The 14,277-nt window shown below is 75.7% G+C and carries 8 protein-coding genes; 2 read left to right on the top strand and 6 right to left on the bottom strand.

The window, feature by feature from the left end; translation table 11 throughout:
* Window positions 1–41 precede the first annotated feature (41 nt).
* The 5 genes from AB0D10_RS15855 to AB0D10_RS15835 form a co-directional block, all read right to left on the bottom strand.
* Entirely contained in the window at window positions 42–980 is a 939-nt protein-coding gene (locus tag AB0D10_RS15855; protein WP_360256136.1) for an NAD(P)-dependent oxidoreductase, read from the bottom strand.
* Window positions 980–2,083, bottom strand: coding sequence for a cytochrome P450 (locus tag AB0D10_RS15850; protein ID WP_360256133.1), 1,104 nt, complete (start codon window positions 2,081–2,083; stop codon window positions 980–982). Before AB0D10_RS15850 ends, AB0D10_RS15855 begins: the two co-directional genes overlap by 1 nt.
* Window positions 2,084–2,193: 110 nt before the next feature.
* A complete protein-coding gene (locus AB0D10_RS15845; RefSeq protein ID WP_360256131.1) occupies window positions 2,194–3,840 on the bottom strand; it encodes a class I adenylate-forming enzyme family protein in 1,647 nt (548 codons plus the stop codon).
* A gap of 84 nt (window positions 3,841–3,924) precedes the next feature.
* On the bottom strand, window positions 3,925–4,668 hold the full coding sequence (locus AB0D10_RS15840; protein ID WP_360256128.1) for a glycosyltransferase: 744 nt from the start codon (window positions 4,666–4,668) through the stop codon (window positions 3,925–3,927).
* Window positions 4,665–5,678, bottom strand: coding sequence for a 3-oxoacyl-[acyl-carrier-protein] synthase III C-terminal domain-containing protein (locus AB0D10_RS15835; RefSeq protein ID WP_360256126.1), 1,014 nt, complete (start codon window positions 5,676–5,678; stop codon window positions 4,665–4,667). Before AB0D10_RS15835 ends, AB0D10_RS15840 begins: the two co-directional genes overlap by 4 nt.
* Before the next feature lie 190 nt (window positions 5,679–5,868).
* On the opposite strand from AB0D10_RS15835, the gene AB0D10_RS15830 reads away from it, so the two are divergent.
* On the top strand, window positions 5,869–11,625 hold the full coding sequence (locus AB0D10_RS15830) for a hypothetical protein (protein WP_360256124.1): 5,757 nt from the start codon (window positions 5,869–5,871) through the stop codon (window positions 11,623–11,625).
* Between the two features lie 32 nt (window positions 11,626–11,657).
* A complete protein-coding gene (locus tag AB0D10_RS15825) occupies window positions 11,658–13,175 on the top strand; it encodes a hypothetical protein (protein WP_360256122.1) in 1,518 nt (505 codons plus the stop codon).
* 71 nt (window positions 13,176–13,246) lie between these two features.
* Here the strand turns inward: AB0D10_RS15825 and AB0D10_RS15820 are convergent, their stop codons facing one another.
* Entirely contained in the window at window positions 13,247–14,107 is an 861-nt protein-coding gene (locus AB0D10_RS15820) for a YhjD/YihY/BrkB family envelope integrity protein (protein ID WP_360256120.1), read from the bottom strand.
* Window positions 14,108–14,277 lie beyond the last annotated feature (170 nt).

The raw sequence follows: 14,277 nt of genomic DNA, 5'->3' as shown, positions 1-14,277 counted from the left end.
GGAAGGCGACTGCGGTCCGCCGCTCGGGTGTTGACCGTACGTCAGGGGCGGTAGTCGGTGAGGCCGTGGGTGGGGTACCAGCCCTGGGCGCGGGCGCGGGTCAGGTCGAGGACGACGCCGCGGCTGAGGAGGTCGACGGCGTACGGGGTGAGGCCGGGGAGGCGGCCGGTGCGGGCGGCGAGGCGGGCGAGGCCGGCGGGGAGGTGGGTGATGCGGGCGGGGAGGCGGTGGGCGGTGAGGACGTGGCGCAGGGCGGCGTCGCGGCGGTACGGGGTCGCGTCGGCGATGTTGTAGGCGCCGGGTGGCCAGGGCGGGGTGCCGGTGAGGCCGAGGGCGGCCAGGCAGGCGTCGGTGAGGTTGGCGACGGCGGTGAGGCTGAGCGGGATGTCACGGCCGGGCAGCGGCAGCAGGCCGTACCTGACGCGGGCGAGCAGTTGGGGGAGGAGGTGCGGGTCGCCGGGGCCGTAGACGGCGCGGGGGCGCAGGACGACGGCGCCGGCCGTGAGGGCGAGCCGTTCGGCGGCGGCTTTGGTGCGGCCGTAGCCGTTGAGGTGGCCGGCAGCGGTGGGGTGGTCCTCGGTGAGGGTGCGGATGGTGCTGCCCGGCCGGGTGGCGCGGGTGGCGTCGGGTCCGCTGGTGCGGGCGGGGGTGCGCGGGTCGTAGACGCTGGCGCTGCTGACGTGGACGAGCGGACGGCCTGCGGCGGCGCGCAGGACGCGTTCGGTGCCGGTGACGTTGACGGTGTGCTGGTGGGCTTCGGCGGGGTGGCCCGGGGGCAGGTCGGCGACGGCGGCGGCGCAGTGGACGACGAGGTCGGCGTCCGTGAGGTCGGGGTCGCCGGCGGTGGCGTCCCAGGGGCGGTGGCGGCCGACCGGGCCGGGGCGGCGGCCGTGGCAGGTGACGTCCAGGCCGAGGGCGGCTGCGGTGCGGGCGAGGTGGGCGCCGCAGAAGCCGGTGGCGCCGGTGATCGCGAGGCGCATCAGGGCCTTCCGGGTCGGAGGGTGAGCTCGGCGTAGCCGGGCAGGGCGGAGCGGCGGTCGACCCGGGCGCGGGTGACGACCGGCTGGTGGGGCGCCAACGCGAGGAGCACATCGGCGAGTTGGGTGCGGGCGAGGCCGGCACCGGGGCAGGCGTGCGGTCCGGCGCCGAAGACGGCCTGGGTGGCGTCCCGGCTGACGGCGGTGGGATCGCCGGCCGGGGGCCGGCGGTGGGCCCGGGCGGCGTGCCGGGCGACCAGGATCAGCCGGTTGCCGGCCCGTACGGGGTGCCCGGCGAGGGTGGTGTCGGCGGCGGCGACGCGGGGCAGCAGCGGGGTCGGTGCGGTCAGGCGCAGGAGTTCGGCGGCCAGACGGGGTGCGGTCGTCTCGTTGACGGCGGGCCAGAGTCCGGCGTCGGCGCACCAGGCGACGGCCCGGGGCACGGCGGCCACAGTGGTGTTCACGGCGGCGACGGCGACCATGGCGTCGCACGGCCCGGGCAGCAGGGCGGTGAGCCGGGCCGCGGCGGCGGCCGCGCCTTGCCCGCGGCGGCGGAGGCCGGGGAGGTGGTCACGGGCGGCGTGGGCGGCGGCCTCGGCAGCCGCGTGCGCGAGCCGGTGCGGGCAGCCCGTCGCGCCGGTCAGGGCGGCGGCGGTGACACCGGCCAGCTCCCTTGCCAGCGCGACGAGTTCGATGTCGAGGTCGATGTCGCCGTCGGCCCGCTCCGGGATCCGTTCGGTGAGGACGGCCTGCCAGTGGGGGCGGATCCGCTGCAGCGCGGCGGTGTTCAGCCCGGCGGAAAGGGCTCGGCGGGCGGTGCGGTGTTCGGCGCCGTCCTGGTCGAACAGCACGTCTCCGGCGGTGAGTTCGGCGGCCGCGCCGCCGGTGGTGCCGGATGCGGTGCGGTCCAGCGGCACCCGGGTGAGCGTCTCGTGGTAGGCCTCGGTGCCGTGCACCAGCAGGGTGCGGCCGAGCCGGACCACGGGGCGGCGGCGGGTGGCGGCGAGCAGGGCGAAGAGCAGTGGGTGGCTGTGGGTGTAGACCCGGCGGTCGCGGCGGCGGGCCCGGCGGGAACGGGCGGCGAGGGACACGACGTCGGGCGGCACCGGCCCGCCGGAGAGGCCCGTTCGGGCCGCTGGGCGGACGGCTGGGCGGACGGCTGGGCGGACGGCTGGGCGGCCAGGCAAGGGTACGGGCGGGTGTACGGGCGGGCGGTTCATCGCGTCAGCTCCCTCGCGCAGTGGGCGGCGGCCGCGGCCCGGTCGGGTTTGCGGGAGCGGCCCGCGAGCGGGACCTCGCCGAACAGGACGGCGTCGGGCCGCGCCGCGCCCATCCGGTCGAGCGGTCCGCGCAGGGCGGCGCGCAGCCGTCGCGGATCCGTACCCGGGGAGGGCTGGACCAGAGCGACCAGTCGTTCGTCACCGTCGCCGGCCGGAACCCCGACCAGGACGGCGAGTTCGACGCCCGGCAGGTGCAGTGCCGGTTCGTACAGGCCGGGGTAGATGTTCTCGGCGCGTCGCAGCACCATGTCCTTGAGTCGGCCGCCGAGGACGATGCGCCCGTCCGGGGTGAGGCCGGCGCGGTCGCCGGTGCGCACCCAGGGGTCGGGCTCCTCGCCGAGGTAGCGGTGGCGGACGCCCGGTCCGGTGAGCAGCAGTTCGCCGGTGCCGTCGCCCGAGCCGGTGCTGTCGCCGTCGCCGTCGCCGTCGCCGCCGCCGCCCGAGCGCTTGCCGGAGCCGTCGTCGGCGAGACGGGCGCGGACGCCGGGCAGGGGAGCGCCGACCAGGTCGCCGTCCCCGTCGTAGGCACTCTTGTCCGCCTCCTCGACCGCGGCGGCCGGGAACAGCTCGGTCAACGCGTAGACGCTCCAGGCCTGTTCGGCACCGGACTGCTTGACGCGCCGCAGCAGACCGGCGTCGGCGGGGGCGGAGCCCGTCCAGACCCGGCCGGTGAAGTGGGCCCCGGCGGCGAGCGCGGCGCGCAGCTGTGGCGGGGTGAGGTAGGTGTGGGCGGGGGCGAGCCGGTCGAGCTGGCGGCCGAGTGCGGCGGGCCGGCGGGCGGGCAGGGCGACGGTGGCGCCCGCGGCGAGTGCCGGGACGAGGACGAAGAAGGTGCCGCCGAGGACGACCGTCCCGGGGCGTGGAGCGACCAGGTCGGCGACGGTGCGCAGCCCGGCGGCCAGGCCGTCGCGGGTGTGCACGACGGCGCGCGGACGGGCGGTGGTGCCGGAGGTGAAGACGATCACCGCGTCGTCGCCGTCGAGGCCGTCGAGGCCGTCGAGGCCGCCGATGCCGGCGATCCCGCTGCCGATGCCGTCGCCGATGCCGTCGGGAATGGGGATACCGCCGTCGAGGCCGCCGCCGGCCCCGAAAGCGGCGGGCGGGGCGGCACCGGCCGGGCGCAGCCGCGGGGCGCAACCGGGCAGGCGGCGGCCCAGGGTGGCGACCGGTCCGAGCGCGGCGAGGCGGGGCAGCGCGAGGTCGGCGCGGCGGGCGAGGGGCCCGGCCCAGCCGGCCACGGCCTGGGCGGCGGCGTCGGCGAGGACGAGGTCGGGGTGGGCCAGGGCGAGCCGGGCGGCGAGCACGTCCGGCCCGGCGGTGGGGTCGAGGACGGCGATGCGCAGGCCCAGCCGCTGCGCGGCGAGCATCACCGCCAGCGCGCGCGGTCCGGGGCGGACCGCGACGCCGACGGTCGCGCCGGGGCCGAGGCCGCGGGCGTGCAGAGCGGCGCCGTAGCCGTCGGCGAGGTCGGCGAGTTCGCCGCGGCGGATCACCGGGCGGACGGCGCCGGTGCGGGTGTGACGCAGGACGGCGGGCCGGTCGGGGTGGACGGTGCGCAGGGCGTGGGCGAGGCGATCGAGCACGGCAGGGGCTGCTTTCGGGGCTCGGGAGCGATAGGGCCACGGGAACGGCGGAACGGCGGAACGGAGGAGCGGGGGCCGGAGGCCTCAGCGGACGTCGACGGGGCGCGGGCCGGCGCCGCGTTCCAGGTACCAGCGCGCCGTGCCCAGCACGCCGTACGCGCGGATCCGCCGGGTGGAGTTCTGCACCACCATGTCGCGGCTGCGCACCACCGCCGTGGTGTGCAGGCGGACCTTGTTGAGGAAGGCCCGGTCGGTGGGGGAGGGTCGGCGGGGCATACCGCCGACGGCCTGGTACAGCTCGGCGGTGATCGCCATGTTGTTGCCCGCGTGCATCCGGTACGGCGTCAGGTAGCCGTGCCGGCGGCGGTGCGCGGGCCGGACCCGGCCGAAGAAGGCGCCGAGCGCGACCAGCACCAGGAACACCGCGCGCCCGGCCGGCCCGTGCTCGTCGCGGCGGGCGGTGACCCGGCCGCAGACCAGCCCGCCCGAGGCGACCATGGCGGCCCGGGCGGCGGCCGTCCAGCCGGGTTCGGGCAGGCAGTCCGCGTCGGTGCGGGCGAGCAGGGTGGCGCCGAGGGCGATGGCGTGGCGGAACGCGGTGTCCACCGCGGAGCCGACGCCCTTCTCCGGTTCGACCAGCACCTCGACCGGGAACGGCGCGCGGGCGGCGAAGTCCCGGACGGCGTCGGTGGTGCCGTCGGTGGAGCCGTTGTCGACGACGAGCAGGGTGAAGTCCCGGTCGTGCTGGGCGGCGAGGGCGTGCAGCACGCCCCTGATCCGGGCCTCCTCCTGGTAAGCGGGGACCACCACCCACAGGTCGGTCCTCACGACGCCTCCCAGACCATGGCCATCAGGCTGACGCCGCCACCGAGACCGATCAGCAGGACCTTCTCACCGGGCGTCAACGTTCCTTGGATCCGGTCGAGTTGCACTCCCAGTGTGGCACTGGCGACGTTGCCGAGCTCCGGCACGGTGACCACCAGCTTCTCCGCCGGCACCCCGGTCAGTTCGACGAAGCCCTCCAGGTACGGGACCGTCACCTGGTGCACCAGGACACGGGCGTAGTCGTCCCAGCCGAGGCCGGTGCGGGCGGCGAGCCGGGCCAGGACGGCGGGGCCGATCTCCTCGAAGATGCCGCGCAACTCCTTGCCGCCGCCCCGGAAGTAGCTGTGTTCGTCGCCGCGCGGGTGCCGGGAGCCGCCGCCGGGAATGCCACCGGCCTCCCAGTGCTGCGAGGCGGTGGCGGTCTCGACCTCCAGGATGCCGCCGCGCTCCACGGCCTCGACGACGACGGCCGCCCCGGCGTCGCCGAAGGTGTAGCCGGCGAAGCCCTCCCGGACCTCCTTCGCGGAGACCGGAGTGCGGCGCATCGCCCGGCTCGGGGTCTCGCCGGTGACGACCAGGGCCCGCCGGGCCCGTCCGGCCAGGATCATCGCCCGGGCCAGGTCGATCCCGTTGAGGAAGCTGTTGCAGGCGTTGCTGACGTCCAACGCGTGGGCTTGTGTGCCGAGTTCGGTCTGCACGATGTGGGCGGTGGCCGGTTCGCAGACGTCCCGGGTGGCGGAGGCGAACAGCAGCAGGTCCACGTCCCGCGGGTGCAGCCCGCGCGCGGCGAGGGCCCGCCGCGCGGCGCCGACGGCGAGGGTGGAGGCGAACTCGTCGTCGGCGGCGAAGTGCCGGGTGCGGATGCCGGTCGCCTTCTCGAACAACCCGTCCGGCAGGGCGAGCCGGCCGCCCGCGCAGACCTCGTCCTGGAGCTGCCGGGAGCCGAGCCGGCGGGCGGGCAGATGGGAGCCGACGGCGGTGATGCCGATCCTCGGTATCGCTGCTGGATGCATGCCTCCCATGCTCCGGCGCTCACGGGCCGGCGAGCCTGAGTACGGGTACTCATCCCGGCCCGACCGGCTACCCGGTTCGGTCCGGGGCCGGCGGACGGGTGCGGTCCTGCTCCGGTGCGGAACTCCGTTTCACCGCCCTTGCCTTGGTTTTCGTGCGCACCTGTGGCGAGATCTGGCAGACTCCGTGGCCATGCCCCCAGTTGTGAGCGAGCTGCGCGGCTGGCTCGCCGGGTTGGACGACGACCAGCTCGGCCGACTCCTGCAGATCCCGACGGACCTCCCCGGCGCCGCGGGTATCCGGACGCAGGGAAGAGCCCCGGGGAGCGGGTGGCGCCGGCGCGAGCTGCGCGCCGCGCGGACCCACCTCGCGACCCTGCCGCTCGCCGGGCTGCGACTGATAACCCGCCAGGCCGGCGGCTACGCGGCCCATCTGCTCGCCCACGGTCACGACTACCCGGACCAGGACGCGCTCTCCCCCGGTCCGGAACAGCTGCGGCAGATGCTGACCGATCTCGAACCCCTTCTGGCGCGGGCCTATCTCCACGCCCTGGCCGATCTGGACCCCTCGGTCCTGGGACCGTACGGGGAACAGTTGCCCGAACTCGCCGCCTGCGCCGACGCGCCGGGCGTACCGGTGCGGTGCTTCTGCGGCGGCACATCACCGGAACCGTCCGATCCTTCCTGCCCGACCTCCGAGTCAGAGAGTCACGATCAGGTGAAGAACCAGCCCGCCACCGCTGCGGAACTCTCACTCTCCGCGGCCGAATTGCGCGAGACCGCGAGCGGACTGGCGGCCGTGCTGCGCGCCACCGCCGACCTCGCCGACGCCGGACGGCCGGTCGGACCGGACCTGGTGGAGGCGCTGTCCGCCTACACGGACACTCGGGAGGCGCTGCGCGACCGGCTGGCAGCGGCAGTGGCAGTGGCAGGGCACGGATGGCCGGCGGACGGGACGTTCACCGACCTCGACCGGCTGCTCGCCGAGCTCGCCGAAGCGGAGGACGACGCCCGCAACCGGGAGGCCAGGATCGCCGACCTCCGGGCCCGGTACGAGAAGTACGCGGACCTCCTGGCCCAGGAGGAGGACGAGATCGTCCGCGCCCACCTCGCCCAGGCCCGGGACCGCATCGCCGAGCAACTCACGGAGTCGGGCGGCGAGCCGGTGGGGGAGCCGCCGGTAGCGCCGGTCGGGGAGTCGCCGGCGGAGCCGTCCGCGGTGCCCGAGCCCGTGCTGCCGCACCAGCGGACGGAGGCCGGGGGTGACACCCCCGGGCAGCAGCCCGAGGACGGCGCCGTGACGGTCACGGAGCTGCCCGACAGCCCCGGAGCGCCGTCGTCCTGCGCACCGTCGCCCGGGGTACAGGACGACGGTGCGGAGGACGACGCCGCGGAGGCCCGTGACCCGGATGCCCCGGCCCGGAACACCGGCGCGGACGCGGACGCCGCCACCGACCTCACCACCTCGGACGCGCCGGAGGCCGCTCCCGAGCCCGTCCCTGCCCCGTCCCCGGCCTCTACCCCCGCTCCCGACCCGGCGCTGGACCACGACCCGGCCCCGGCCCCGGCCCCGGCCCCGGAGGGCGAGCGCCCCCCGGTCCTGCCCTGGTCCCAGCCCGCCCAGGAGCAGCTCCCGGTCGAGACCCTGATCCGCCAGGGCCGTCTCGCGGAGGCGTTCTGGTTCACCCGGGGCTCGGACGAGTCGGTGTTGCGCTCCGACACCCTGGCGTTCGCCGAGGCGGCGTTCGCCTGCGACGACGAATCCGCCGCGACCGCGGTGCTGGTCGCGTTCGGGCACAGCGCCGCGGAGTTCCGGGACGACCGGACCGCCCAGGTCGCCGCGACCGTGGCGGCGCTGCGTGCGGGCCTGGTGGCGGGGTGGCCGAACGACCTGCTCAGCCAGGGCGAGCCGGGAGCGGGCCTGCCCGAGCCCTGGGCCCGGCTCGTGGACGCCGCCACGCAGACCGTCCGGCACTGCCGTCGCCTCGACCCCAGCGGGGGCTGGCTGGTCGACTCCACCCTGCCTGGTGTGACCCGTGAGCTGATCGGCGAGGAGGCCCGCGGCCTGCTCGCCGAGCTGCCCCGGCGCCGCATCGGCTACGAGCGGGCGACCCAGGTGCTGGCCCGTCTGGTCTCCGAGGGACAGCCGCTGGGCGTCACCCTCGGCGCGGTCGTGGCCTGGGCGGACGGCGAGGCCGGTCTGCCGGAGCTCGACCAGGTCGCCGAGTTCTTCGCGCGGCGCGACGCGGGAGAGCGGCTGATCGAGGCCGCCGACGCCCTGGTCGCCAGCCCGATGCAGGCCAAGGAGTCGATCGAGGCCAAGGCCAAGCGCGCCCTGCTGCGGGCGATCACGAGCGTGGGCGACCTGCTGGCCCGGGCTCGGAACATGGCGGCCTCGCAGGCCGCCACCCGGGCCGAGTCCGGCACCTCCCTGAGCCCGTTGCTCGCCGCCGTCTCGAACGAGCAGCCGCTGCCGGGTGTGGACGGCGCGCTGCTCGACCTGCTCTGCCAGTGGCTGCGCGGCGAGGGCCCGCGGAGCACGCCGCTGGTCGTCGCCGAGGACTCCGAGGGTTTCCCCGAGGACCTGCGCGAGCACCAGCCGGACACCCGACCCCTGCTCGCGCTGACGGCGTTGCCCCGCAACGCCGACGGGAGCCCCGACCCGGACGCGGACGGTTTCGCCGACGCCCTGCTGCCCCTCCTCGCCCGCGTCGACGCCGAGGCCGCCCTGCGCGAGCACTGCGAGCACGGCGACATCCACCTCGCCGAGGACCTGGCCACCGCCCTCGCCCAGGGCGCCGTCCCGGTCGTGGACGGCGCCGCCGTCCGGCTCGCCGACCAGGCCCGGACCATCGAGGCGGCCCGTACGGAGTGGACGGCCCGGCTGCGCACCGAGCACGCCACCGCCTCCGGCCTGCTGGCGGAGCTGCGGACCCAGCAGACGCTCGACCCGGCCACCGCACGGGAGTTCAGCGGTGAGCTGCTGCGCCTGGAGCTGCCCCGGCCGGCCGGCTCCTACCGCGCCACGGTGGGCCAGATCGTCGCGCTCGCCGGGCAGTTGACCGAGGCGGTGCGCGAGTACGCGGTCAAGCTCCGCGCGGACATCGCCGAGCTGGACCTCACCGGGCGCGACCGCGCCCGGTTCGAGGAGCTCCTGGCCAACCAGGACACCGTCACCGCCGAGGAGTTCGTCTACCTGGCCAAACGCGGCGAACCGCTGCCCGACTGGAACACCTCAGACTGGGGCAGCGAGCTGACGGAGTTCATGGCGGGCCTGGAGAAGCCGATGGAGGCCGCCCGGCTCCCGCAGGGCTTCAGCGCCCGGCCGTGGGCCCTGCACTACGCCGCGGGGGACCTCACCGACGGCGTGCACCCGGCGCTGGACGCCTGGGAGGCGCTGTGCGACTCCACGCTGCGCAGCTCGGAGTGGCAGCGCCACCTCCAGCCCGTGCTGCGGATGCTGGGCCTGGAGCCCGAGCAGGGGTCCCTCGCCCCCGTCGAGGACGGCCGGCGCCGTTTCGGCCAGGTGCGGGGGACGGTGCGCGCGCGGGTGAGCGAGTCCCGTCCCGGGTACGTCGCCCCGCTCGGCTCGGCGGCCAACGGCCGGTACACCGTGGTGATCGTCTCCGAGGAGCAGGTCGGCCGCAGCGTGCTGGACCTGCTGGACGAGTACGACAACGGCGCCACGCTCATCCTCTACCTCTACCCGATGGGTCTGGCCGGCCGGCGCCAGCTGGTGGCCCGCGCCCGGGCGGGCATGCGGCAGGCACTGGTCGTCGACCCGGCGGTGCTCGGCTGGATCGCGGCCCGCTTCCCGCGGTCCTTCCGCGCCACCCAGCGCGTCACCCTGCCCTGGACGGCCTTCAACCCCTACACGCCGTTCGTGGCGGGCCTGGTGCCGCCGGAGGTGTTCTACGGGCGCCGCGAGGAGATGACACAGGTCGTCGACCCCCTCGGCGGACTGTTCCTCTACGGCGGCCGGCAGCTGGGCAAGTCGGCCCTCCTGCGCCGCGTGGAGGCGTCCTTCCCCACCGCGCCCAACCGGCAGGCGGTCTACATCGACCTGAAGGCCCGCGGGATCGGGGAGGCCGAACCGGCCGAGCGGATCTGGTACGAACTCGCCCGGGAGCTCCAGCGGATCGGGGTCCTGGACGCCAAGGGTTCGGCCGACGCCAAGCCGGACGTGGTCGCCCGTCAGATCGAGGCCTGGATCATGGCCAACCCCGAGCGCCGCCTGCTCGTGCTCGCCGACGAGGCCGACGCGTTCCTCACCGCGGACTCCCGTTCCGCCCGTGGCCGCGGCGGCGAGAGCATCTTCCCCAACGTGCAGGCCCTCAAGGCCCTGATGGAACTCAGCCGGCGCCGCTTCAAGGTCGTCTTCGCGGGCCTCCACCAGGTCCAGCGCTTCAGTCACCTGTCGAACGTGACGACCCTGCACGGCGGCCCCGACGTGCTCGTCGGCCCGCTGCGCACCTCCGAGGCGCAGCGCCTGGTCGCCGAGCCGATGGCCGCGCTCGGCTTCGTCTTCGAGCACCCCGCGCTGGTGTGGCGGGTGCTGGCCGCGACGAACTACCAGGCTTCCCTGGTGCAGATCTTCTGCGACCAGCTCGTCTCGGCCCTGCGGGCCAAGCCCGCCGCCGACGCCCGGTGGCCCATCACCGTCACCGCGGCGGACGTGCGCGCCGTCAGCGCCTCGCCCAAGGTGCACCAGTACATCGCCGAGCGGCTGCGGATCACCATCAACCTGGAGGACCGCTACCGGGTTCTCGCCCTGGTGATGGCCCTGCGCAGCCTGGAGGACGGGCACCGGATCGGCTACCAGCCCGAACAGCTGCTGCAGGAGGCGCGCCGGCACTGGCCGGACGGATTCCGCGGCCTCACCGTCACCGCCGTGCGCATCTACCTGGAGGAGCTGGTGGGCCTGGGCGTGCTGGTCCAGCAGCCGGGCCACAACCCCACCTTCGCGGTCCGCAGCCCCAACGTCGTCAACATGCTCGGCACCCGGGACTCGCTCGAACTCGAACTGCGCGAGACCGAGTTCAGCCTCCCCTACGAGTACAACCCGCGCTTCTCCCGGCGTCTGCTCGGCCAGAACTCCAAGGGGGTGCAGAAGCTCAGCCCGCTCACCGAGGAGCAGCTGCACACCGTCACCGGCCAGGGGGTGAGCGCGGTGTGCGTGACCGACGCGTTCGGCCCGGACCTGGTCCTCAAGGCTGTCGAGGTCTACGCCGGCGCCCGCGGCATCACGGTCAGCCGTACGAACGGCCCCGACCTGGCCGCGCACCTTGCCGTGCGGGCCCCGGAGCGGACCCCGCAGCTGGTCCTGGTCGACATGCGCCACCGCGGCCAGGCCGAACTGGACGACGCCCTCGCCCGGCTCCAGGCGCACACCGCCGTGACCCGGTCCCGCAAGAAGGCCCCGCAGGCCGTCCGGTCCGCGGTGATGCTGGTCGACCCGATGGGCGTCTACGCCCGCACCGACCTCGTCGGGGACGCGATCCGGCCCGGTCGGTGGACCGCGGACAGCCTGCGCGCCTGGCCGGAGTGTCCCTTCGACACTCCCGAGCGGCGCCGCCAGCTGGTGGAGGCCACCGGAGGCTGGCCCGAACTGGTCGAGGCGACCATCCACCAGGCCTCCCGCACCAACACCCCGCTGGAGGCCGCGCTCACCGGCATCCACACCGGCACCGCCGATCCCGAGTTCGCCCGCCGGCACCTGCAGCGGGTCGGGCTGGACACCGAACTGGCCGAACTGCTCACCCACTGGACCGAACTCCTGGACGCGCCCGAGGAGGACACCCCCGCGCGGATCGCGGACATCATCGGCGTACCGGAGGACCGGATCCTGGACCTGGTCCGGCGGCTGACCGACCTCGGCGTCCTCGACCAGGGGGAGAGCGGGATCTCGCTCGACCCGGTGACCTTCCGAGCGCTCGCGGCCCGCGCGTGACGGCCGCAGGGACGGCCGCAGGGACGACCGCCGTGACGCGCGGCGAGGCCGGGCACCCCGGCCTCGCCGCCCTGCCCGGCGCCAGGCTCTGGCTGCGCCACGTCGCCGACGACCTGGAGGCGGGCACCAGCTGCCTGCTGCTGTTCCCCGCCACGATGCCCCGTCCGGAACCGCTCCTCGCCGACCTCCTGGCCGGCCAGCCGCACTGGCGCACGGTGCCACCGCCGGACGCCGCGCACCAGGGCCCTGCGGACCGGCCCGGCGTGGACCGCCCCGGCGTGGACCGCCCCGGCGCGGACCGGGGCGCCGCTGAGGCCCCCGACGAACGGTTAGCGGCCGCCGCCGAAGAACCCCTGTGGTCCGGCCAGCTCCCCGTCCTGGACATCGACGACGACTTCGTCACCGGCGTCATGGCCGCGGCCTTCGGCACCGACAGCCCGGCACCCGCACCCTTCGTCCCGCGCGCCCGGACCGCCCCCGACCGAGCCCGGGGCATCGAGGCCCGACTCGAAGGCCTCCTCGACAGCCACCCCACCGGCACACTGCGGGACGTCTACCAACGGCTCACCACCGGCCCGCACACGGACGGTTGCGTCTACGTCGTCGACGCCACCCGCGAGGACGACCCCGAAGCCGTCGCCCACCTCCTGCTGCGCCTCCCCGCCGCAGCCAAGGAAGCCGGCCTGCCACCCCACCAACGCCCCAGGCTCCTCGTCGCCGCCACCCCGGACCACCTCCCCGCGGCCTACCCCGACCGGCTCGGCAGTGAGGACATCGCCGTCCACTGGTGGTGGGGCGCCCTCAGCCGGATCGACACCGCCGCGGTCGCCACCGTCAACCGGCCCCGTCGCAGCCGCTCCGCCCTCACCGGCCGGGGCCGGATCGAGGAAGCGGTCGCCCTCGCCACCGTCGTCGAGGTCTGCGGCCCCTACCTCGATCACGCGGCCCACCTCGCCACCCACTGGGACGGCCGCCCCGACACACTGCGCCACGCCCTCGCCGCCGCCTGCGCGACGCACCCCCCGGCCACCGCGGCCGCGCCCACGACCCACCGCACGGGCGGCCTGTCCGGCCGGCCCCCCTCCTCCCTGCGCGACCCGTGGAACGCGGGTGCCGTGGACTCCTGGGACGGCCACCTGCGAGCCCACCCCGCCGCCGTGCTCGCCGCCGGAGCGGAGCGGTCCCTGGACAAGCTGGTGTGGCTCGCCCAGAGCCGCACCCTGCTCCCGCTCATCGACGACGCCCGGGAGGCCCTGGTCACCGCCGTCCTGCCCAGCGCGCGCCTGCCCGCCGACCGACTGGCCGTCAGCTACGGCCCCGAGCGCCGCTCCCAGCCGGTCGCCGCCGCCACCACCACGGACACCGCCGAACTGCTGCGCGGAATGGAACTCAACATGCTGGCCCGAGCCAGGCGGGACGGGCACGTCAGGCTCACCCTCCCGCAGAGCGCCCGCCTCGCCGTCCTGCTCGACGCCCGCAACTGCCTCTCACACCGGGAACCGCTCCGCACCGAGCCGCTGGCGAGGCTGTACGAGCACCTCAGCTCGTGACGCCGGCCGGTGAGGCCGTCGTTGCCGTGCCGTGCCGCGCTGTGCCGTGGCCGTTGTCGGCCGCGGGGGGTTCAGTGCCTCTTCGTCAGGTGGTCGAGGACGGTCCGGCCGCGGGTCGTCTGCCAGCGTGACCGTGCCTGGCGGAGGACCGTGTCCCACTGCTGGCGGACCTCGTTGTCCGGCGGGCGTTCGCCGCGGCCGATCCGGTCCAGCTCGTTCTGCACCTCCCGGCCGAGGGCTGCCGAGCCCACGGTCGCGAGCATGGCGCCGAACAGGGCGGAGAGCATGGCGAAGACCGCGCCGATCGCGCCGTAGCGGTCCGTGTAGGAGTTGAAGAGGTGGGGCAGGTAGACGCTCATGGCCACCGAGTAGCCGCTCAGCACGGTCGCCCCGATGACCCCGAACGGCACGAGGTCGAGCCGGGGGATCCGGCCCGCGGACAGGAACCGGCCGCCCCAGATGAGGAAGGCGGCGGTCAGCGGCGCCTCCACGACGGCGGCTCCCAGTTCCAGCGGTCGGCGGCCGAGAAGGGCGTGCACCCAGCTGCTCAGGGCGGTGTACACGGCCAGCAGGGCGATCCACTTCAGGCCGTTCACCGTGTTGCGGACACTCAACGGCTGGAGTTCCCAGCCCTGTTCGAAGAGCCGCTGGGCGGCCCGCGCGAAGCTCAGCACCGAGACGAGGAGGAAGGCGATCCCGAAGAGCCCCGCCGTGGTCCACTCGCTCGACGGGGCGAGGAGGTGGCGGACGGCGTCGGCGCCGTCCCCGGTGAGGCCGTAGCGGTCGATGACGCGCTGGGCGACGTCCTTGCCGCCCAGGCGGACCACGAGCGCACTGAGGAGGATGGCCAGCGGCACCAGGGCCGTCAGCGCGGAGGAGGCCAGGGCCATCGAGCGGTCGAAGCCCACGAGCCGCTGGAACCGGCTGACCACGCGCAGCGCGAAGGCCGGGCGGAGCCAGAAGGTCGCCGTCCTCAGGATGGTCTCGCGGCTGATCCGGATCGTGTGGGCCTCCGGCGTAGCGGTGGCGGGTCGTCGCCGGAGTGATCCTCCCGCGCCGGGGCCCGATCGGACCCGGCAACCCGCCGGGTGTGGTCCTTCGG

It is taken from the genome of Kitasatospora sp. NPDC048545, assembly GCF_040651155.1.
GTDB lineage: Bacteria > Actinomycetota > Actinomycetes > Streptomycetales > Streptomycetaceae > Kitasatospora.
Note: the sequence above shows the minus strand (reverse complement) of the source record. Positions and strands in the feature narration are given on the sequence as shown.